Source organism: Actinotalea alkalitolerans (genome assembly GCF_023369855.1).
Classification (GTDB): Bacteria; Actinomycetota; Actinomycetes; order Actinomycetales; family Cellulomonadaceae; genus Actinotalea.
Window position 1 is genome coordinate 66,126 of record NZ_JAMBPP010000002.1, and the last position, 21,691, is coordinate 87,816.

The 21,691-nt window shown below is 68.8% G+C and carries 19 protein-coding genes and 1 pseudogene; 1 reads left to right on the plus strand and 19 read right to left on the minus strand.

Annotation, left to right across the window (positions count from 1 at the left end):
- Positions 1–42: 42 nt before the first annotated feature.
- The 19 genes and pseudogenes from eutM to M1R94_RS02190 form a co-directional block, all read right to left on the minus strand.
- Positions 43–327 (minus strand): ethanolamine utilization microcompartment protein EutM, encoded by a 285-nt coding sequence (gene eutM / locus M1R94_RS02100; RefSeq protein ID WP_374109422.1) that lies wholly within the window; start codon positions 325–327, stop codon positions 43–45.
- A gap of 209 nt (positions 328–536) precedes the next feature.
- Positions 537–2,042: an aldehyde dehydrogenase family protein gene (locus M1R94_RS02105; protein WP_249380017.1), complete on the minus strand. Its 1,506-nt coding sequence runs from the start codon at positions 2,040–2,042 to the stop codon at positions 537–539.
- A gap of 11 nt (positions 2,043–2,053) precedes the next feature.
- Positions 2,054–2,710 (minus strand): ethanolamine utilization microcompartment protein EutL, encoded by a 657-nt coding sequence (eutL, locus tag M1R94_RS02110; RefSeq protein ID WP_249380018.1) that lies wholly within the window; start codon positions 2,708–2,710, stop codon positions 2,054–2,056.
- Between the two features lie 26 nt (positions 2,711–2,736).
- Positions 2,737–3,639 carry an ethanolamine ammonia-lyase subunit EutC gene (eutC, locus tag M1R94_RS02115; RefSeq protein WP_249380019.1) on the minus strand — a complete coding sequence of 301 codons (903 nt, stop codon included), beginning with the start codon at positions 3,637–3,639 and terminating at the stop codon, positions 2,737–2,739.
- A gap of 7 nt (positions 3,640–3,646) precedes the next feature.
- Entirely contained in the window at positions 3,647–5,014 is a 1,368-nt protein-coding gene (locus M1R94_RS02120) for an ethanolamine ammonia-lyase subunit EutB (protein ID WP_249380020.1), read from the minus strand.
- Between the two features lie 41 nt (positions 5,015–5,055).
- Entirely contained in the window at positions 5,056–6,480 is a 1,425-nt protein-coding gene (locus M1R94_RS02125) for an ethanolamine ammonia-lyase reactivating factor EutA (RefSeq protein WP_249380021.1), read from the minus strand.
- Between the two features lie 32 nt (positions 6,481–6,512).
- The gene (locus M1R94_RS02130; RefSeq protein WP_249380022.1) at positions 6,513–6,803 is read right to left on the minus strand and encodes a EutN/CcmL family microcompartment protein; all 291 of its coding nucleotides are present in this window, start codon (positions 6,801–6,803) and stop codon (positions 6,513–6,515) included.
- Between the two features lie 11 nt (positions 6,804–6,814).
- Positions 6,815–8,131 (minus strand): ethanolamine utilization protein EutH, encoded by a 1,317-nt coding sequence (locus M1R94_RS02135; RefSeq protein WP_249380023.1) that lies wholly within the window; start codon positions 8,129–8,131, stop codon positions 6,815–6,817.
- A 301-nt stretch (positions 8,132–8,432) separates the two neighbouring features.
- Positions 8,433–8,777 (minus strand): hypothetical protein, encoded by a 345-nt coding sequence (locus M1R94_RS02140; RefSeq protein ID WP_249380024.1) that lies wholly within the window; start codon positions 8,775–8,777, stop codon positions 8,433–8,435.
- Between the two features lie 180 nt (positions 8,778–8,957).
- Positions 8,958–9,113 carry a hypothetical protein gene (locus M1R94_RS02145; RefSeq protein ID WP_249380025.1) on the minus strand — a complete coding sequence of 52 codons (156 nt, stop codon included), beginning with the start codon at positions 9,111–9,113 and terminating at the stop codon, positions 8,958–8,960.
- Between the two features lie 175 nt (positions 9,114–9,288).
- The gene (locus M1R94_RS02150; RefSeq protein WP_249380026.1) at positions 9,289–10,803 is read right to left on the minus strand and encodes a hypothetical protein; all 1,515 of its coding nucleotides are present in this window, start codon (positions 10,801–10,803) and stop codon (positions 9,289–9,291) included.
- 159 nt (positions 10,804–10,962) lie between these two features.
- Positions 10,963–11,219 (minus strand): annotated as a pseudogene (locus M1R94_RS02155) (transposase); the annotation flags it as partial.
- 11 nt (positions 11,220–11,230) lie between these two features.
- Positions 11,231–12,109 (minus strand): glycerate kinase, encoded by an 879-nt coding sequence (locus tag M1R94_RS02160; protein ID WP_283252799.1) that lies wholly within the window; start codon positions 12,107–12,109, stop codon positions 11,231–11,233.
- Between the two features lie 335 nt (positions 12,110–12,444).
- Positions 12,445–13,725, minus strand: a complete 1,281-nt coding sequence (locus M1R94_RS02165; RefSeq protein ID WP_249380027.1) for a glycoside hydrolase family 32 protein — start codon at positions 13,723–13,725, stop codon at positions 12,445–12,447.
- 22 nt (positions 13,726–13,747) lie between these two features.
- Positions 13,748–15,076 carry a glycoside hydrolase family 172 protein gene (locus tag M1R94_RS02170; RefSeq protein ID WP_249380028.1) on the minus strand — a complete coding sequence of 443 codons (1,329 nt, stop codon included), beginning with the start codon at positions 15,074–15,076 and terminating at the stop codon, positions 13,748–13,750.
- Between the two features lie 76 nt (positions 15,077–15,152).
- Positions 15,153–16,064: a carbohydrate ABC transporter permease gene (locus tag M1R94_RS02175; RefSeq protein ID WP_249380029.1), complete on the minus strand. Its 912-nt coding sequence runs from the start codon at positions 16,062–16,064 to the stop codon at positions 15,153–15,155.
- Entirely contained in the window at positions 16,057–16,914 is an 858-nt protein-coding gene (locus M1R94_RS02180; protein WP_249380030.1) for a carbohydrate ABC transporter permease, read from the minus strand. The genes M1R94_RS02175 and M1R94_RS02180 overlap by 8 nt, the downstream gene beginning before the upstream one ends.
- Positions 16,915–16,984: 70 nt before the next feature.
- Positions 16,985–18,298 (minus strand): ABC transporter substrate-binding protein, encoded by a 1,314-nt coding sequence (locus M1R94_RS02185; RefSeq protein WP_249380031.1) that lies wholly within the window; start codon positions 18,296–18,298, stop codon positions 16,985–16,987.
- A 38-nt stretch (positions 18,299–18,336) separates the two neighbouring features.
- Positions 18,337–19,512, minus strand: a complete 1,176-nt coding sequence (locus M1R94_RS02190; RefSeq protein WP_249380032.1) for a LacI family DNA-binding transcriptional regulator — start codon at positions 19,510–19,512, stop codon at positions 18,337–18,339.
- 910 nt (positions 19,513–20,422) lie between these two features.
- Here M1R94_RS02190 and M1R94_RS02195 point away from each other — a divergent pair.
- Positions 20,423–21,688 (plus strand): GmrSD restriction endonuclease domain-containing protein, encoded by a 1,266-nt coding sequence (locus M1R94_RS02195; RefSeq protein WP_249380033.1) that lies wholly within the window; start codon positions 20,423–20,425, stop codon positions 21,686–21,688.
- The last annotated feature ends 3 nt before the right edge of the window (positions 21,689–21,691 follow it).

Sequence of the window (21,691 nt, forward strand, 5' to 3'; positions counted from 1 at the left end):
CGGTCCATGTCACGCGTCCCCTCCCTGAGCGTCCGCTGTCCGTCAGACCTCGTCGGTGTGCGGGAGGATCAGCTCGACGTCGCCGTGCGGGCGCGGGATCACGTGCACGGACACGAGGTCACCCACCCGATCGGCGGCTGCGGCTCCGGCGTCGGTCGCGGCCTTGACCGCGCCGACGTCCCCACGCACCATGACCGTGACGTACCCGCCGCCGATCTGCTCCTTGCCGATCAGCTTCACGTTCGCCGCCTTGACCATGGCGTCTGCCGCCTCGATCGCGCCGACCAGCCCCCTGGTCTCGACCATCCCGAGGGCGATCATCTGGATGTTGGCCATCTCCGTGCTCCTTCGCTTCTCGAACTGCGGTGTGGTTGTGGACGGTGGGGCAGCTGGTCGGGCCGTGTCGTCCGGGCCGACCAGCGGCACCGGTGGTGCTGGTTCCGCCGGGGAGGGCGGCGCATCGGACCGCGGCGCTCGCGGTCGGCGGGGCGGAGATCCCGTCCGGGGTTCGACCGGAGGGTCACCCGTCATGTCGTTCATCTCCTCACCTCCTGCAGGACCCGCCGGACGACCTCGGTCACAAGGTCCACGTCGACCGTGCCCGCTCGACCGTTCGTGGCCGTGCCCGGTCCGGCGTCGGACGCACCCGCGTGACCTGGTCGGCTGAACGCCTCGGCAGGTGGTCGTCGGGTCTCGTACGCGAGCCGCTTGACGTTGAGCAGGTGGTGGACCGTGATATTGTCGCTCACGACCGACCCACCGAGGCCACCGGGTGCCAGCGTCATCGACGGCATCAGCCCGGTCGACGCGCCGATCGCACCGAAGGTCCCCCACGTGTTGACCAGGATGCGGAAGGCAGGTTTCTCGATGCCGAACGCCAGGACGACGTCCTCGTCCTGGGCGTGCAGGACCAGGGAGTGCCCGTCACCGCCGAACGTCAGGATCTCGATCGAGCGCTCGCACCCGGCGCGCCAGCCGTCCTCCTCGATGAAGCCCAGCACCGTCGTCAGCTTCTCCCGCGACAGCGGGTGGGCCGGGCCGACACCCTCGAGGTCGGCCACCAGCACCCGCGCCGAGCCGGGCACGTCGATCCCGGCCAGCTCGCCGATCTGCCTCGGTGTCCGGCCCACGTACCGGGGGTCCATCGTCCCGCCGGGGCGGAACATCAGGCGACCGAGCCGCTCAGCAGCCGCCCGGTCGATCCAGTGCGCCCCGGCGTCAGCCATCTCGCGACGCAGCTGCGCGGCGATCGGCCGGTCGGCCACCACCGTCTGCTCGGTCGCGCAGATCGTCGAGCAGTCGAACGCCTTCGAGCTCACGATGTCGGTCGCGGCCCGCGCGACGTCGGCCGAACGGTCGACGTAGACGGGCACGTTGCCCGGCCCCACCCCGAGGGCAGGCTTGCCGACGCTGTGCGCGGCCTTGACCATCGGGGTGCCACCCGTGGCGAGGATCATCGAGGTCGCGTAGTGGCTCATCAGCTCGTGGGTGCCGTTCAGCGTGACCAGGTTCAGCGAGCTGACCAGGCCGGGCGGCATCCCGGCCGCCTCTCCTGCTGCGGCCATCCCCGCGACGGCCGCACTCGTGCACCGCACAGCGGTCGGGTGGGGGGCGACGACCACCGCGTTGCGGGCCTTGACCGCGATCAGGATCTTGAAGATCGCGGTCGAGGTCGGGTTCGTCGACGGCGTCAGGGCGGCGACCACCCCGACCGGCCAGCCGATCTCGACCACCTGGTGCACCTCGTCGCGACGCAGCACTCCGCAGGTCGGGATGTCCTTGATCGACTCCCACACGTCCCGGCTGGCGAACTCGTTCTTGAGTCGCTTGTGCGCCGCGAGGCCGTACCCCGTCTCCTCAGCCGCCATCTCACCCCACCGCGCAGACTCCCGGAAGGCGACGTCGGCCATCGCCGCGCAGATCCGGTCGACATCCCCCTGCTCGGCGAACCTGAAGGCACGCTGGGCCTCGCGCGCCGCGAGCGCGCGGTCGCGCGCCTCCTGCACCGATCGGAGGTCCAGGTCCAGCTCAGCCGCGGTCACGGTCGCCCGCCTCAGAACTTCCGCGGGTCCCGGGCGACGTCCAGGACGGCGTCCTGGAACGCCTGGCACGCCGCCCGGCACGCGCTCTGGCTGCCGGAGAGCAGCCCGCCGCCGAAGTTCGTCTCCGAGGGCGGCGCCCACCACAGCTGCATCTGGACCTCAGCGGCCTTGAGCGCCGCGTCCATCGCGAACGTCGCCTCGATCGGAGGTGCGATGAGGTATGCGAGGGGGGTGCCGACCGGGACCCCCGCCTCCTTGCTGAGGTAGGTCCCCGTCCGCGAGATCGTGTGCGGGAAGAAGTTGAGCTCGCCGGCCTCGTCGGCACTGTAGAACCAGGCCGACTCCTCGGCGTAGGCGATGCAGGCGTTCAGGCCGGCACGCGCCTCGGCCGGGTCAGGGGCGGCGAGGATCCCGATGATCTCGCCGGACAGCGGCCCCGAGGGGTAGCCCGAGCCGGCGTAGAAGCTGTGCGCGTACACGACCTCGACCTCGGCCATCTTCGTCGCCTCGTCGAGGGAGACGTAGAGCGAGTCGTCGATGTCGCAGGTGATCAGCGCGAGGCTCCGGTGCTCGGGCCTGAGCTCGAGCTTCGCAGCGAAGTCGGGGTGGACGTTCGGGATGATCCGTGCCGCCAGGATGGTCGGCTTGACGGGGTCGAGGATTCCCATGGTGATTCCTTCTTCGGTCGTGGAGGCTAGGTGGTCGCCGACGTGAGCTCGCGCAGATGGACGCCGCTGGCGCCGTGCTTGAGCGTGGTGCGGACGAGGTCGACCACGTAGGCGCCGGCCTCGAGGGGGTTCGTCCCGCCGTGGACCGTGATCATGCAGATCAGGTCACGCTCGGCGTCGGTCTTCCCGGGCTCCGGGTGGAAGCCCATGTAGGCACTCATGGCGTCGGCGATCCCCAGGCCCGGGCGCTCGCCGATCAGCAGCAGCACGACCTTGGCGTCGATCACGGTGTTGACGTCGTTCATCACCCCGACCCGGCAGTTCTCGATGAAGAACGGTGTGCCGATCGTCAGCCCGGCGGACCGCAGGCCCTGGTCGATCACCGGGTAGATGTCGGCCAGGTTGCTCTCGATCGCGGCTGCCGACAGCCCGTCACCCACGCAGATCTGCACGTCGGGAGACTTCGTGCAGCGCTCCGCGATCGTGGTCTTGGCCTCGGCCGACAGCAGCCGCCCGAGGTCGGGGCGCAGCAGGTACTCGGCCCGGTCGGCCGCCTGCGTGGACACCGTGAACAGGTTCAGCGGCGCCTTGACCTCCTCGGGCACCACGCCGTAGATGGCGTCCTGGGTGACGCCGTGGTCGGCCTGGAAGAGCAGCAGGCTCGCGGTCCGGGGTCGAGGCCCGGCGCGGCCGACACCCAGGCGCGCGGTCGTCGCGGCGCACAGGTTGCGCAGGCCCTCCGGGTCCATCGGGTCCTGGACGCCGATCGTGCGGCGGGCCTGCTCGGTCGTCGGGTCGGGCAGGTCGATGACCAGCCCGTCGCCCGTCGCGGGACCTGCGAGCGCCGTCGGACCGGTCGTGCCGCCGTGGTCGGCCCGGAGCTCGCGGAGCACTGCCTGGACGATGGCGTCGATGTCGGGGGTGGTCATGGTCTCCTCACCTCTGCAGGAAGAACGAAGCGTCGCCTGCCCTGGCGGTCAGTCGACCGTCCTTGATCAGGCCGAGGTCCTCCATCCACCGCTCGAACTCGGGCAGCGGTCGTAGTCCGAGCGTCTGCCGCAGGCTCGGCGCGTCGTGGTAGCTCGTGCACTGGTAGGACAACATCGCGTCGTCCCCCATCGGCACACCCATGAAGTAGTTGCACCCGGCGGCTGACAGCAGCACCGCGAGGTTCTCGATGTCGTTCTGGGTCGCCTTCGCATGGTTCGTGTAGCACGCGTCGCAGCCCATCGGGATCCCGGTGAGCTTGCCCATGAAGTGGTCCTCGAGGCCGGCCCGGGTGATCTGGACCGCGTCGTAGAGGTACTCCGGCCCGATGAACCCGACGACCGTGTTCACCTGGAACGGGTGCCACCGCTTGGCCATGCCGTAGATGCGCGCCTCCATGACCAGCTGGTCGGCGCCGTAGTGCGCGTCCGCGGACAGCGCCGTGCCCTGGCCGGTCTCGAAGTAGAGGTAGTTCGGTCCCGCGGTCCAGCAGTGCTTCTGGGCCATCGCGTAGGCCTCGTCCATCAGCCCCACGCTGACGCCGAAGGCGTCCATCGCCTTCTGGGAGCCGGCCAGGCTCTGGAAGACCAGCCCGACCGGGGCCCCGCGTCGCATCGCCTCCATCTGGGTCGAGACGTGCGCGAGCAGGCAGTTCTGGGTCGGGATCTCCCACTTCGTGATCACGTCGTAGGTCATGTCCAGGAGCCGCGAGACGCTGCCGACCGAGTCGTCCGCCGGGTTGATCCCGATCACGCTGTCGCCCGAGCCGAAGGACAGCCCCTCGTACAGGGTCGCCCGGATCCCGTCGACCGAGTCCGTCGGGTGGTTCGGCTGGTTGCGTGACGCGAGCGTGCCCGGCAGGCCGATCGTGTTCTGGCAGTGCGCGCTCACGCGGATCTTGCTCGCGGCGTGGATGAGGTCCAGGTTCGACATCAGCTTGGTGACGCCGGCGACCATCTCCCCGGTCAGGGCGGTGCTGACCCTGCGGATCATGTCGGCCGTCGTGGTGTCGGCCAGGAGCCACTCACGGAAGTCGCCCACCGTCCAGCCCTTGATCTCGCCGAAGACGGTCTCGTTGACCGCGTCGTCGATGACCCGCGTGACCTCGTCCTCGTCGTACGGGACCGCGGGGTTCTCCCGGATCACCCCCAGCGGGACCTCGGCCAGCACGAGCCGCGCCGCGACGCGCTCCGACGCGGACCGCGCCGCGATGCCGGCCTGCTGGTCCCCGGACTTCTCCTCGTTGGCCTTGGCGAGGAGCTCGGTGATCCCGCCGAACTCATGCGTCTCGCCGAACAGCTTGGTCCTCAGCAGCATGGTCGCGCCTCCTGCGGTCGCGTCGTCATGACGGGTCCTCCTCAGTGGTAGAACACCAATGTCTTCACCGAGACCGGGACGACTCGGCCGTCCAGCATCGGTAGGCCGATGTCGATGAAGTCGCCCTCACCCAGACCGATCTGGTCGATGGCGACGAGAGGCAGGTCCGGGGCCAGGCCCTTGACGGTCTGGCCGAGCACCTGCGCGTAGTCCCTCTCGGTGACGAGCACGACAGGGCGACGGTCATGGCCTCGGCTGCCCGAGTACAGGACCACCCCCTCGGCGAGCCGTCGCAGAGCCGGGTAGTCCAGACCGGTCGGGAGCTCGAGCGCCAGGGCGATGCTCCGGTCCCCGGTGCGGTCCCAGCGCCGGACCGCGTCCTCGAGGGTCGCGGCGAAGTCGGCGGAGGACGGCACCGGCACGGGCAGAGCAGGCTGGATCACCGGCAGGTTCCGCAGAGGCAGGAGGGCCGGGTCTGCCCAAATAGTCGAGCCGGAGAGCGTCACGGTCTGGCTGGCAGCCCCCAGGACGGTGGCTCGGATGGTCTCGGCTGGTTCCAGGACGGGCAGCTCCCGCAGCCTGCGGTCCTCGTGCAGGGACCGTGCGAGGAGCGGTCCGACATCGCCGTAGACCGCCACCTGGTCCAGGTCGTCGGCGGGGTCGGCGCCGTAGTACGAACGCCCCACCCCGCCGGAGAGGAAGACGGCCGTGACGTCGTCGACGGGGGGCAACGGTGGGGTCAGCGCGATCCGGTCCGCGAGCGGGCGGTGCTGGCCGAGCACCAGGTCGACGATCAGGTCGGCCATCGCGTCGGTGAGCTGCCGCAGCGGACCGAGTGTCGCGCGACGCCCCTCCTGCAGGTCGATGCCGAGCTCGGCCACGATGGCCTTCCCGGACGGTGCGAGGTGCGTCAGGATGCCCGACGACCGGTCCAGGACGGCCTGCCGGCCACCGACCATGATCGCCGCCGAGGCCACGTGCGTGCCGGAACGGAAGACCGCGGCGTTCGAGGAACCACCGCCGATGTCGACGTTGACCACCGTCGTGTACCGCTGCGCCGACCAGGCCGCGGCACCAGAGCCCCGGCCGGCGATCTGCGCCTCGAGGTTCGGACCGGCGACCGTCACGACGAAGTCGCCCGCCAGCCCGGAGACGCTCGCCAGGATGGCCTCGGCGTTGTGGGTGCGCGCGGTCTCCCCGGTGATGATCACGGCGCCGGTCTCGACGTCGGCCGGGTCGATGCCCGCGGCACCGTACTCGTCCTCGATCAGCTGCGAGAGCCGGACCACATCAACCTCGTCGGGCGCGGTCAGCGGGGTCGGGTGGGCCTGGCTCTGGTGGAGGACGGCGCGGGTGTCGACCTCCAGGCGCGGCACGAACCCGAGCCGGCGGCTGTTGCGCACCGTCAGGCGCGACAGGACCACCTGTGTGGTCGTCGTGCCTACGTCAATTCCCACGCTGAGCATCTCCCGCGCGTGCACCACCTCGGGTCACCCACTCACGACTTCCTGAAGGTGACGTCCCCATCGACCTCGAGCGAGTCGAGGATCGCCATGATCAGGGCGTCGACGGCCCTGTCACGCGTCGCGTCGGACTGCCGCGCTGCACTGCCCCGGGCCACCAGCACGAGCTCTCCCGAGCCTGCGCCGACCCCGTCGACGGCCACGAACGGGTCGCCGACGAGCTCGTCGCTCGGTGTGGCCTCGCGGACCACCAACAGCTTGACGCCCCTGAGGGCCGGGTCCTTGATCGTCGAGACGGCTGACCCGACGACGCGCGCGATGATCACGGCTGCCCACCTCAGGCGTCTGCTGGGGCGGCCGGCGTGCCGCCAGGTGCCGCGCGGTGCGCGGGCCCGTCCGCCGACCGGTGCTGCGCGGGGGTGTCAGCGGGGGACGCGTCGGTCAGCGGGGCGCCCGGGACCATGCCCGTGGACCCTGTCTCTGGATGCCCCGCGACCACACCGGGACCGGTCGAGGGGCCGGCGCCGGTCTCGGTCGGCACCGACGGCGAGACCCCCTCGACGTAGGCCGGGTAGGTCCGGCGGAAGAACAGGTAGGCGACGAGCACGGCGGTGATGCCTGCGGTGAGCTTGCCGACGATCATCGGGAAGATCATCGTGCGCTCGACGCCGGCGGTGAAGCCGAGGTGGTCGCCGAAGGTGAACGCGGCGCTCACGGCGAAGGCGACGTTGAGCACCTTCCCGCGCGGGTCCATCTCCTTGAGGATCTGGAACATCGGGATGTTGTTCGCGAGCGTCGCGATCATGCCGCCGGCGGCCTTGTCGTTGATCCCGATGGACCGGCCGACCTTGGTCAGCGGCTTGGCCGCGAAGGTGATGATCAGGTAGACCGCGGGGAAGGCGCCCAGCAGCATCATGCCGATCAGCCCGACGACGAAGAGACCGTCGGTCGGCGGTGCCAGCTCCCAGCCCTCCGGCATGATCGCCACCCCGGTCATGTACTCGAAGACCGCGACGACCAGGCCGACCGAGATCAGGGCGACGAGCCCCTTGCCGAAGCGCAGGAAGCCCGTGGTCATCTTCTCGGGGATCCGCCAGAGGCCGATCGCGATGAGCAGCGCGGCCAGGACGATCGGGACGAGGTTGGCGAGCACCATCGCGGGGTCGAACCCGGCGACCAGGCCACCGACCAGCACGCCGAGCGGGATCGTGATCATGCCGGCCAGGACGCCCTGGGCGAGGAAGATCCGGTCCTCCTTCTCGATGATCCCCAGCGCCACGGGGATCGTGAACACGATCGTCGGGCCCATCATCGCCCCGAGGATCAGGCCGGCGAGCAGCCCGGCGTCAGGGTCCCGCGCGAGCTCGATGGCCAGGAAGTACCCGCCCATGTCGTTGGCCAGGAGGGTGGTGGCGAACATCGAGGGGTCGGCACCGAGGAACTCGTACACCGGGACGACCACCGGCTCGAGGATCTTGGCGAGGACCGGCGCGAGCGAGATCACACCGACCATCGCGAGTGCCAGCGGACCCAGGGCCATGAAGCCCTCTTCGAACTTCTCACCGAGCCCGAACCTGTTGCCGATGGCCCGGTCCAGACCACCCAGGACCATACAGATCATCAGGATCCAGACGATCACCTCGTTGACGTCCACGGCTGCCTCCTCGCAGCGGCGACACCGAGAGCCCGTCGGTGGGGGCCGACGGCACATGCTCCGGACGATCAGCCACTCACGACGCTATCGGTGATCAACTTGACAAACAAGACATACCCTGCATATCGCCCGACGGAGGGGCCGGGATCGCCGCGGCGACGGCCTCGTCGGGTGCGGTGCGGCCGGGGCGATGCAGGCGCCGCCCCACCCAGGCTTCCCAGGGCGCATCTCGACGGCCCGGCGGTTCGGAGTGATCGCAGACGTGCGTCGACGAAGGGAGCTACATCGCTCCACCTGGCCACTACCGCTGCTCCAGCTCACTGCACGGGCGACGCTCTTCCTCCCACTCATAGACAATCTCGTCTCCAACCCCCATCAGGTCCTCACCAAGGCACTCGTGGATCTCCTGGTCGGTAGGTGCACGTAGGTCGCTCTCCTGCACCACCCACACCTGCTCGTCGCACAACGGCGGATCCAACCGAGACACCCGAGCTCCCTCGACATCCACCACGTATGCAGCCACGTGAAGGCACTCGTCCGTCCGATCGATCATGTACGTGCCGGACTCACCCGGCTCCAGGTCTGAACCGAGAGCCCTCGTCCTGTCCATCACAACGTGCATCGGTGCGCCCGTCTCGTTCTCCACCGTGAGATAGGAGACCTGAGTGCAACCTGCCACCACCAAGGTCACGGCAACGGCGAGCACGCCAACCCGAATGACCATTGCCAGCTCCCGGCGAGTCTGCTGTCACCGCCCGTTTGCGCCAACGTCCCATCGAAGCACGGCATCCACCAGCTGCGGTCCTGACGGCGGCAGCGACGGGCTTCATGTGGGCGGGACCGCTGCGGCCGCAGAGACGTCCGGCTGCCGGTCCGGTGGGGTCATGACGCCGGCGTTGTTGATGAGCAGGTGGACGGGGTTGCCCTCGCCGCGCAGCACCTCGCCGAAGGCCGCGATGGACTCCGTGGACGCGAGGTCCATGTGGTGCAACGACACGGCCGCCGAGGCGGCCCTTGCGCGGATGGTCGCGATGGACGCCTCGCCAGCGGTGTGTCGCGACGACAGAGGATCGGAGAGGCACGTCCGTCGGTGGCCCTGCCGATCGGCTGCCACCGGACGGCGGCGGGACTCACCCGCTGCCGTCCGGTGTCGGGTTCTACGCGAGGGCGACCAGCGCCACCAGCACGCCTACCGCACCGAGCCCGGCCAGCGCGTAGGCCGGTCGGCGTGGCATCTCGCCGTCGCGCGCCATGCCGCGGCCGAACATGAAGTAGACGAAGGGGTGCACCAGGAACGGCATCGCGAACACGAAGGCGATCAGCGCGGCAGCCTCGGCGCCGAACAGCCCGCCCTGGAGGGCAGCGAAGATGCCGAAGTGCGACAGCGCGGCGCTCGTGGCCATGACGGAGTGCGCCAGCGGCAGGTGGGCCAGCATCAGCAGACCACCGAACAGCGCGATCAGCTGCCAGCCGAAGGAGAACATCATCAGCCCCTTCACCTCGGCACGGTCCTCGCCGGCCGATCGGCGGAGCTGGCGCAGCGCCACGGCGGTGAGCACCAGACCGATCCCCGCCATCACTGCCGTCGGCCACACCAGCAGCTGCCCCGCGTCGCGGCTGAACGCGAGGATCCCGAACAGGAACACGTGCCCGAAGAACGGCACAGAGATCATGATCGGCGCGCGGCGCCTGGCGATCTCGCCCATGTCACCGGCGGTGCACGCGCCGGTGAGCCCGGCGTGCGACAGCGCACCGGCCATCCCCGGCGCAAGGTTGCGCACCGCGGCCGTGCGGCCGACCAGCATCAGCACCGAGATCCCGCCGAACATCCACATGAGCTGCCCGAAGAAGCCGTACAGCAGCATCGGCGCCATGCCGTCCAGCGCCAGCGACTCCACCAGCAGCGAGCCACCGATGATGAAGTTCGCTGCCAGCACCACGGGGATCCCGCCGAACAGCAGCGCCCGCACCGCCGGCCCGTGGGTCCATCGTGGGCAGAACCACCCCAGGGCCACGGCGATCAGCATCGCGAAGAAGATCGGCGGGAAGGCGGCGATCTCCCGCACCCAGTCGGCGATGAGGGCGGCGCCGGCCAGCACGAGGATGAGGAGGAGCAGCTCGACGGTGCCCTTGGCCAGGTAGCGGCGCTTGTCGACGATCCGGGCACCCGGATCGATCAGGATCACCGCGAAGACGAGCCCCAGGTACGCGAGCAGCGGCAGGATCTGCTGCTGCCCGCCCCCGCTGCCGAGCAGGACCCTCACGGTCGCGTCCACGCCCAGCAGCACGAAGAACGACCGCACGATGAAGACGAACTGCGTGCGACCGGTGCCGAGCACGACCTCCTTGTCGTTGAGCACCACGGAGGTGTCGTCCGGCACCGTCACGCCGCCGAACAGGAGCCGGAGCTCCTGACCGCCGACGAAGAACGACGCCGTCAGCGCGACGATCGTGGCGCGCGAGAGCATGTTCATGAGGTAGAGGTCCGGCAGGCCTGCGGTGCCCGCACCCGTCGCCACCAGCAGGGCGCCCAGGGTGAGGCCGAACACCACGATGATCAAGATCGCCGAGTAGCGCGACCCCGCCACGACGGCTCGGGCCACCATCACGATCGGCACGAGCATCAGCAGGGTCAGCCAGAACTGGTCGAGGAAGGCGATGGCATCGATCATGCGCGAAGTCTGTCAAACGTTTCACTCGGGGACGGAGGCCGTTCGCCCTCCCCACTGCTCGCACCCTTGTGCGATGGCAGCCTGGGGCCACGCATGGGTCGCCCCCACAACCCTGCCTGGGACCCCACGACCACCTGACTGACAGTCTGAGTCGCCCTGCGGTCGAGCTGACCCGAAACTCGCAGCCCGCTTGAGCATCTCGTCGGCCCGACGCAGCTCGCGGTTCTCCTGCTCCAGCTCGCGTATCCGCACGCACTCCCTGGAGGTCACCCCCGGCACCTGACCTCATCGATGTCGGCCTGACGCGCCCACCGCCGCACCGACTCCGTCCCGTAGCCCAGCTGGGACGCAACCCACTTGACCGTGCCGTGCTCGGTCCCGAGCTCGGCCCGCAGGGTCCGGACCATCCGCACCGCTGGGTCGCCGGTCATCGCGTCGCGATGGCTCGGACGAGCCGCACGACCTCCCCGGCGGTGGCGGCAAGTCCGGCGGCTGTCGTTGCAGCGTCCATCGCGTCGGCCACGGACATCGGGTGGGGATGGATCGGCATGACCGCGTCGAACAGATACCCGGTGGCGCCGAGCGGGTGCTCGACCCGGCCCTCCCCTGTGATGACCAGGTCAGCTCCCTGGATGGCAGCGCTGAGCTCGACCTCTCGGGCGATGACCTCGGCGCCCGGTTCGACCCGTGCGCCAAGTGCCAGCAGCGCCGCACCGAGCCCGCCCGCTGCGCCCGCGCCCGCACGGTCACGCAATGCAAGGCCGGTCGTGGCCTCCAGGATGTCGGCCCAGCCAGCCATCCGGCCGTCGAGCTCGGTGACTTGGCCCGGGGTGGCACCCTTCTGGGGCCCGTAGACCGCAGCGGCACCCTGGTCTCCGAGCAGCGGGTTGTCGACGTCGGTCAGGGCGATCAGCTCGACCTCACCCAGTTCCGGGAAGGTTCCGGGGGCTATCGCTTCGACACGCAGCAGGAGGTTGCCGGGATCGTCCGGTGGTGGATCGTCCGCCCCGTCTCGCAGCTCGGCGCCAAGTGCTGCCAGAAGACCGGTTCCCCCGTCGGTGGTCGCCGTTCCGCCCAGGCCGATGAGGACACGCGAGACACCCGAGGTGAGAGCGTGCCGCAGCACGATGCCCAGGCCCTCCGATCCGGCACACGACGGCCTCGACGAGTCCCGAGCAGGGCATCGACTGTTCCGTCGCCACCGTCCGCAACGGTCAGCACCTGGACGTCGGCGCCGGGATCGACGGCGAGGATCCCCGTCCGGACCGCCTCCCCGCTGCCCGACTGCCCAGGCATCCTTTACCATCGGCTCCCCGCACGATGACGACCTCCGAGGCCAACTCCTCGCTCCGGTCGGCGCGAACGAGTAGCGACGTCGTGCTCGGCGGGGCGATGTCAGCGTCCGCACCTCTCATCGCGGCTTTGCGCGGCGAGCTGTTCTCCCGGTGCCTACCCATCGCCGCCGATGATCTCGACGTGCGCGCCGCGCACGACCCAGAGGGCGCAGGTATCCGCGGGGCGATACACCTGATCATCGAAGAAGTGCTGTCGGCCGCACGCGTCGAGGCGCTGGCCGCAGCGGGAACCCGCCCAGAACTGACGCTGACGTCACAAGGGGCCGTGGGCCGCGGGCAGCTGCCACTAGGCCATGGCGTGGCTCGTCAGGACCGCGTCGCCGCTCACGGTCACGGTGCGTCGGTCGCTCGCACTCGGGATCGGGAAGCCCATCACGCCGCTCAGCGTGAAGATCTCCATGACAGGACCGTCGATCACCAGGCGCAGGGCGGTGTCGACGAGCGGCATCGACCATGACGCCTCGCCGACCGTCGCTGTCACTTCGGCGTCCCTGGCTTCCACCTGCACCTCCACTCCACCGACCCCGGTGATGACGAGCGTCGCACCGGAACCGGGGGTGTCGAGAAGCCACTCGAGATCGACGACCCATGGAACCTCCACACGCCCTGACCTCGTGGTGGTCGCCGGCCCGGTGCGAGCCAGAGCGACCTCGGGGGGTGGCGCAGCGACCACCCGATCGCCCTGCAGGGTCAGCCGATGCGGCAGCGAGTGGGCGCTCGCCCAGCTCCCCGCAGCGTCGTCGACGTCGCGCATCCAGTAGATCAGGCCACGTCCGCCTGCCTTGTCGGCGAAGGCCGAGCCCGCGTAGTACGAGGGCCCGTAGCTCAACCGCCCCCAGGACTCCGCGACGAACTGGCCGTCGACCAGGTCTCCGATCGCGTAGGCCTCGTAGTAGGGCACGGTCGGCTCCCACACCGAGACGGTCAGCACCCATCGTCCGGCCAGACGGAACACCTGCGGGCACTCCCACACCGCGCCCAGCCACAGCGGCTCTGTCTCGCTGCGGTGCCGGCTCGCGAGAAGTCCTGCGTAGGTCCACGTCTCCAGATCGTCCGACCGGTAGGTCAACGCGGTGGCCGTGCCGTCTGCCAGCCCCGCGCCCATGAGCATCAGCCATGCGGTGCCGTCGTGGAACACGTAGGGGTCGCGATAGGCCACCACGTCGATGCCCGGGGGCAGCTCGGCGACGACGTCCTTCTTGATCCACTCGTCCCAGGTGTCGTCGACCGGTCGAGCCAGGCGAGCGCGTCCGACCTGGAAGTCCTCCAGGTCGACGCTGGTGTAGAAGAGGGCTGCTGGACCGGAGTCGGGTACTGCGATGCTCCCGGACCAGATCCCGCCGTCGCCGTCGCCGGGTTCGAGGGCGACTGGTCCCTCGGTCCAGTGCAGCAGGTCGTCGCTGGTGGCGTGCCCCCACCGCTGGTCCGGGCCCCACTGCGTCTGGCCAGGCACGAACTGGAAGAACAGGTGGTACCGCCCCTGGTGGTGGGTCAGCCCCAGCGGGTCGTTGATCCAGCCCTCCTGTGCGGTGAAGTGCAGCCGGGGGCGGGTGACGTCGGTTGTCATGACTACTCGTTCCCTCGTTCGGTCAGGACTGCAGGTAGCGGCGGCGCAGTTCGGCAGCGATCTGTGCGTTGCCAGCCTCGGCGGCGTCGATCTCCGTGACGCGGTCGGTGCGAACCCGGTCTCGGACGGCGACGAAGTCGGTCATCCTCTGGTCGGCGGACTCTCGCGCTGCTCGCTGGGAGTCGGTGAGCTCGGGCAGTGGTGCAGTGACGACAGCATCGCGGGGCCGAAGGGGTAGGCGCTCGTCGACCGGCGGGATCGTGAGGGGTGCGGTCGGCAGACTCTGGTACCAGTACGCCACGGATGACCAGTCGTCGGAGAGGTGGTTGGCGTGCCCGTGCTCGAAGCTCACCTTGATCCGTGTGGTGAACCGGATCGGGTCGACGAGGTGGAACCGATAGCTGTGGTGGAATCCCGGGACGTCTTCCTCGTGGACGATCGTGCCGTTCATGAGGTAGGCGTTGTGCTGCATCCCCCACGCGTGCCCGAAGTAGTCCTCCATGCCTGTTCCGTGCAGGCTGGGTGGCCAGGTGTCGTCGTCGATGAAGATCATGTCGTCGCCCTCGCCCCACCAGGATCCCTGGAAGTGCCGCACTGCGAGGTTGCATCCCACGTAGTGCCCCGACCCCTCGATCTCCAGGGCGACGTAGTTGTCCGCGCCGTCGAGGTTGGGGATGGTGACCTCGATGGAGTTGGTCTGGAGGTCAGGTCCCCACCCGCTGCACGGGCGGGCTTGGCGGTAGTGGGCGTGGAAGTAGGCGACGTCGGCAGCGAGCGGCTCGCGGTAGAGCTCGTAGTCGACGTAGAAGTACTGGAGGTAGGGCACGTCGTTCTGGTTCTCCACGACAATCCGTGCACGCTTGTTGAAGGGCATCTGGAAGTAGCTGTTGAAGGCCGCTGAACCGCCGAACGTGTGCAGCTCGGCCTCTTTGGCTGAGACCGACAGCGGCAGCGACTCGTAGGAGCCGGACAGCGAGTTCAGCAAGCCGAAGAAGTCGCCCAGCGGTGCGATCACGCTGGGGGTCTCCTGATCGTCCCAGTACACCTTGAGGACGATCTTGCGGTAGTAGTCGGGGTCGACGACCTCCCACGAGACGCCCAGGGCGTTGTGGATCTCGAGCATGGGGACCCCGACGGCTGCTGGGTCGATCTGGCCTGGCCCCGGCTGGAGTCGGCAGGACTGGGTCATCCAGATGTGCGTGATGCACCCGGGGCCCTCGATGTCGGCCAGGACGCGCTCCTCGCCCGGCATCACGAGCCAGTTGTCGCGGTTGCGCCCGCTCTGGTCCCAGCTCGAGGCGCGCCCGGAGCGTGCGTCGTGGGTGCGGGTGAGGTCTGCGAGAAGTCCCATGCGGGGTCCTGCGCCGGTCATGTTGATCCTTTCGTCTGAGCTGACCGTCGTCCGGTCAGCTGGAAGTGCGTGGTGATCAGCCCTTGACGGCCGACTGCGTGAGGCTCGCGATGATCCAGCGCTGCGCCAGCAGGAAGACGACAAATGCCGGTGTGATGGCGATGACTGTCGCCGCCATGACGACCGAGAGATTCCCTGCCCCGTAAGGCCCGAGGAGCAGGACGAGCGCGAGGGGCAACGTCGCGGTGTCGGTGCTGCTGAGGAAGATCGATGGCGCGAAATAGGCGTTCCAGCTGGTCAGGAAGGTGATGATCCCTAGGGTGCTCACACCGTTGCGCGCCAGAGGCAGGGCGACGAGCCGATAGGTCGCCCAGGCACTTGCGCCGTCGAGTCGTGCGGCCTCGAGGATCTCCTCGGGCATGCCGAGGAAGAACTGCCGCATGAGGAACACCCCGAGCGCGCCGGTCAGGCCCGGAAGTATGAGGCTGAGGGGATTGTCGATGAGATTCCAGCTGCTCATCATCAGGAAGAGCGGGATGATCGTCACCTGGGCCGGTACCATCAGCGACGCCAGCAGCAGGACGAAGATCTTGTCACGACCTGGGAAGCGCAGACGCGCGAACGCGTAGCCGGCCATCGGCGCGGTGATGAGGGTGCCGATGCTGACCGAGATGGCGATCACCGCGCTGTTGAACATGTTCCGCAGCACTGGGACAGGTCCGTTGATCGCGTCGGCGAAGTTCGCCCAGCGGAACTCGGTCGGGAGCCACTGCGGCGGCAGGTCGTACGCCCTTCCTGGTGAGCGCAGTGAGGTCGTGACCATCCACAGGAACGGCGCGACGATCGCGATCGCTCCAAGCCCCAGGAGGATGATCGCGATCACCTGGCCGGGGGTGGTGCGCCGAACCTTCGTCCCACGGTCCTTGCGCGACGGGCGTCGACCCGAGCCGATCTGCGGCCTCGGCTGGAAGCCAGTCCTGCTACTCATAGTGCACCCACGTTCGACGGACCCGGAACTGCACGAGGGTCACCAGGAGGATGAGGACGAACAGGCTCACAGCGATCGCAGAGGCGTATCCCATGTCGTAGTCGCTGAACGCCTTCTCCGCGAGATACATGACGACGCTGCGCGACGAGTCCCCTGGCCCACCTCGGGTCAGGACGATGATCGACTCGTAGATCTGGAACGCCCCGATGACCGTGGTCGTGATGTTGAAGAAGGTGGCTTGACTGATCATCGGGAAGGTGATCGATCGGAAGCGCCGCCACGGTCCTGCGCCATCCACCTCGGCGGCCTCCAGCATCTCCTTCGGGACCTCCTGGATGGCGGCCACGTAGATGAGCATCGCGAACCCGATGTTGCGCCAGGTGTCGACGATGATGACGGTGACCTTGGACATGCCCGGGCTGTTCAGCCAGTCGATCGGGGCGACACCCACCTGGGACAGGTAGTAGTTGAGAACGCCGGTGTCCTTCTGGAACAACGCCTGCCAGATGATGGACACGTAGACCAGGGCGACGAGGTAGGGAAAGAAGTAGGCGGACCGGAAGATGGTGGTGAGCCAGGTCGGCATGTTCTGGCTGATCAGCACCGCGGCGGTCAGCGCGATGGCATTGATGAGGATGACAGCGGCGATGACGTAGATGAAGGTGTTGCCGTAGGTCTGCAGCAGCCGATCGTCACTGAGCATCCTGGTGTAGTTGTCCAGGCCCACGAAGCGGGGCGGGCGCAGGATCGTGTAGCGGGTGGTCGAGAGGAACAGTGCTGCGACCACCGGGCCGAGGATGAACAGCAGGAAGCCGATCACCGATGGGGCGATGAAGGCATAGCCCGTCATGGCTTCGCGTCGCTCGGCCAGGGTGAGGCGGCCCGTGCGGGGCCGCCTCACCGCGGTCGCAGTGGAGGCCTTACTCATCCTCGAGGGCCTGCTGGACTTCGTCGTTGGCCTTGGCGAGCTCTGTCGCGGCGTCGCCGCCGGCCATGATGCTGTCCATCGCCCGCATGAACGACGGCTCCAGCGTGCTGAAGACGGTGGGCGCGGGCACGGGCCGGGCGTTCTCGATCGAGGTGAAGTACAGGCTTGCGTGCTCGGGGAACTCGGTGAAGTCGGGTGAGATCGCGGCCGACTCCATGGAGGGCACAGCGGCACCGGCCGCGGCCCACTGCATCTGCGTCTCCTCGTCTGCGAGGGCCTTGATCAGCTCCCAGGCGAGATCCTTGTTCTCCGAGTCCTGGGAGATGGCGAATCCACCGCCACCCCAGACCGTGGAGGACTCCGTGTTCTGCGGCCAAGGCAGCACGTCGTAGTCGGAGAAGCCGGCGTCAGCGAAGGAGGAGACCAACCAGTGGCCGGCCCCGGTCATGGCGACCTTGCCTGCCGGGAAGAGCTGGTACGGGTCCGCGCCCTTGGGCTGGGGAGCCACGCCCTCCTCGGTGACCAGGTCACGCACCCACTCCACGGCCTCGACGGTGGCCGGGTCGGTCATGGTGGGCGTCTTCAGGTCCTCACTCATGGTCGACGTCGAGCTGGTGTACAGCCACGGCATGATCCCGAAGTTGAAGTAAGGGAGCCCGAAGCCGTAGACCTTGCTCGCGCCGTCGCCCGTGGTCAGCTGGTTGGCGATCGCAAGGAAGTCATCCCACGTCCAGTCGTCGGCGGGACGTTCGATGCCGGCATCGGCGAACATCTGGGTGTTGTAGTAGATGAGCATCGAGTTCCACGTGTTGGGCACGAGGTAGGTCGACCCATCCTTGGTGAACCCGTCGACGAGAGTCGGGTTCATGGCATCCAGGAGAGGCTGGGCCTCCGGGTCATTGGCGATGTAGCTGTCCATCGGCGCGAACAGGTCGTTGTAGAGGCCGAGCTCAACACCCTCGGTCGCGATGTTGATCACGTCCGGGGCGTTGCCCGACGCCACCGCCGCGACGAGCTTGCTCACGTACTCGGTCCAGGTGGTGATGGGCGTGAAGTCGTTGTTGACGGTCACGTTCGGGTACTTCTCCTCGAACCGCGCGACGACGGAGTCGTAGATCGCCTTGTCGTTCGGGTCCCCCCAGTTCGAGATCGTGATCTCGGCCGTGACGTCGGCGGCGGGGGGCGCGTAGGGGCCATCCGTGCCGGCCCCTGTCGACGGGTCGGATGTTCCAGAGGAGCAGGACGCCAGGAGTACGGCGGCCGCGGCGGCGGCGGCGAATCGGAGGGCTTTCGGGCGGGACTTCATGGAATGCTCCTTTGCATCGAGGGGATGAGGTCGGGCGGTCAGGAGGTCTGCATCGGCTGGGCCGTGGAGGTCTTCTCGGACGGCTGCGGGACGCGCGGGCCTGTGGACGCGCGGTACTCGATCGTGGGTGAGAGCCTCACCGTCGAGGGATCGCCAGCGCTCCCACCGATCCGCGAGATCAGCAGCCGGACGGCCGCTGCGCCGACGTCGAACCCGGGCTGGCGCACGGTGGTGATATGCGGCTCGAAGAGCTCGGGATACGGGAACCCGTCGAACGTCGCGAACGCGAGGTCTGAGGGGATCGACAGGCCCAGCCGTCGGACGACTCCCAGGGCGCCTGCGGCCAGGTGCGTCGAGCACGCGATGAGTGCAGTCGGCCGGTGCTCGGTGAGAACGGCCGAGAGGCGATCGCTGAGATTCTCGGACTTGGAGCTGCTGAGGAGGACCGTCTGGTCCTCCTCAGCGAGTCCGGTGCTCCGGACCGCGTCGCGAAAGCCCTCGAGCCGCTCACGGAGCGGCGAGACCCTGGTGTCACCGACAACCGCGACGATGCGCCGGTGGCCGAGGCCGACAAGGTGGTCGACGAGCTCTCGCATCGACGAGCGGTTCTCCGTGCCGACCTGGTCGATCGGAAGCCCCGCAAGACGGTCCATCAGAACCACAGGAACGCCGGCTCGGCTGAGCTCGTCCAGGACCTCGTCGCTCGAGTCCGCCACGCGAGCCAGGACGATGCCGTCGACACGACGCTCCAGGAGTGTCCGTACCGCCCTCAGCTCCCGCTCCGCCGTCTCGTCGGAGTTGGCCACCAAGAGCGTCATCCCGTCGGCGTATGCCGACTCCTGCACCCCGTGCATCATCTCCGCGAACGCCGGCTCGCCGACATCAGAGAGCACGAGCCCGAGGCTGTCCGTCTGCGACCGCCTCATCGCCCGCGCGAGCGCGTCCTGACGGTAGGACGTCTGCTCGATGGCCGCCAAGACCCGATCACGAGTCCCCGGCTCGACGTTGCGAGTCCCGTTCAGCACGTGCGAGACCGTCGAGATCGACACCCCTGCGAGCCGAGCGACATCAACCATGGTTGCCATCTGCTTCTCCGTCGAAACGTTTGCGCGAACGATTGCGCCACCCTCCCATGCGGTTCTCATCGGGTCAAGCCCGTGATGGGATCGTGACTCCAAGGGCCACTTCTGCATCGACACCGCTGCCGCCCCCACGGCGGCCGGAGCGGGGTCTCAGCGGCCAGCACGACCTCGGCGTCAGAGGAGACTTCCTCGGTACGACGCTCCATCCTCGACGGCTCGCCGTCACCTCAAGCGTCCTCATGACGAGCCCGCGGGGTCAGCGCCCTGGATGAGCACAGGTAGCGTGCCGTCCTCGGACTCGACACCGGCCGGCAGCCCTTGGGGTGCGCTCAGTGTCCACGAGCCGTCGGCGGCCGTCGTGTGGACGTGCGCTCGATGAGGTCCGTCATCGTGGCGTCTGAGGGTTCGAGGAGCGCCCGGATGGGGAACCCGGCCAGTGGGGTTCCGTCGGCAGACAGAGGCTGCCTGCGTCAGCCTGCCCGGAGACCTGCACCACGATCCGGTCGACGGGCACGAGCTGGTCCACGTCGCGGTACGGCGCGCTGCAGGCGGTCCGGTGTCCGGAGATCATCGCGTTGCCTGGCTGGCCGGGGACGATCCCCACTTCCCCAGGACAGGGCACTTCTTGAGGTCGGGGACGTCCGTGCCGTACACGAGGGTCTCGGGGATTTCACCCGCGAGCACCACACGCCTCGACTCGCTCGCTCTGGTGCGGGGCTGCGCACCGGGATGTTGCGTCACCGCAACGCCAGGACGATTCCCCGACGGCTAGTCCGATCGGACCGACCGCGCTTGCTTCACGTAGTAGTTGCCCACCGGGGCCTCTCTCCGGAACCACCCCGTCCGCAGTGTGTGGACCGGCATCGACGCAGTCGATCGGCAGAGTCGCACGCTGGCTGCAGGGAACTGCGCCCCTGGGCAGCCAGCCACGGCATGGATGCCACGTCGGACATCGGATGACCTGCTCATGTGGCGGACCTGCCCTGCCGATGACTGGTGCATGACATCCCCCGTCCCGGCGAGCCCATCCCCGCGTGCCCCGATGTCACGGAGCATGAAGGTGGGCCTGGCCGGTCTGGCGACCGTCATGGTCATCGGGCTGACCGGCGGCCCGACGATCGTGCTCGCACTCGTGGGCCTCTACCTGATCATCACCGGTCTGTGGGCGGTGGTGCGACGGTCCTCCTGGCTGGGTCGGACGCGACGGCGGGTCGGTGCCGGAGTCGTTGCCGGTGGCTTCATGCTCGTCATGATCGGTGGAGCGGTCGCCGCACCGGCGGAGGAGACCGCCCCGGTCGCGGAGCCCTCTGCGACGCCGAGCGCCTCGCCGGCCGAGAAGGCGCAGCGCACACCGGCACCCACCCCCACACCGACCCCGTCACCCCCCACCCCCGAGGATCTGGCGGCGGCCCTGCCCGCGCCGGAGCTGGCTCCCGAGGTCGACGTCGCCGCCGTGACGGCGACCGCCCTGCCCGAGACGGCCCTGGCGGCGGTCTCGCTCCTCGAGGTCAAGGGTCGCGCGCCCAAGACCGGGTACAACCGCGACCTGTTCGGCAACGGCTGGCTCGACCCGGACCGCAACGGGTGCGACGCGCGCAACGACATGCTCGACCGTGACCTCACCGACAAGACGTTCAAGGCCGGCACGTCCGACTGCGTCGTCCTGACCGGGGTCCTGGCCGACCCGTACAGCGGGACGACGATCACCTTCCAGCGAGGTGCACAGACCAGCACCGCCGTGCAGGTCGACCATGTCGTGGCCCTGTCGGACGCCTGGCAGAAGGGCGCGCAGCAGTGGGACGAGACCAAGCGCAAGGCGTTCGGCAACGATCCCTTGAACCTGCTGGCGGTCGACGGCCCGCTGAACATGCAGAAGGGCGACGGTGACACCGCGACGTGGCTACCGCCCCACAAGCCCTACCGGTGCGCGTACGTCGCGCGCCAGGTCGGCGTCAAGTACACCTACGGGCTCTGGGTCACCGAAGCAGAGCGCAACGCCATGGTCAGCGTCCTGTCCACCTGCCCCGACGAGCCGCTCCCGACCGGGTCGGCCGTGCCCCCCCAGCCCGAGCCTGAACCGGCCCCCGCGCCAGCACCCGCACCCGCTCCGGTCCCCGCACCGGCACCCGTCCCTGCTCCCGAACCCGCTCCGGCCCCCGCTCCGGCCCCTGCTCAGGTCCCCGAGCCGTCGGTCTACTACAAGAACTGCACCGCAGCACGGGACGCAGGCGCCGCCCCTGTCCTCGTGGGCCAGCCCGGGTACGGAACGCACCTGGACCGCGACGGCGACGGAATCGGCTGCGAGTAGCGC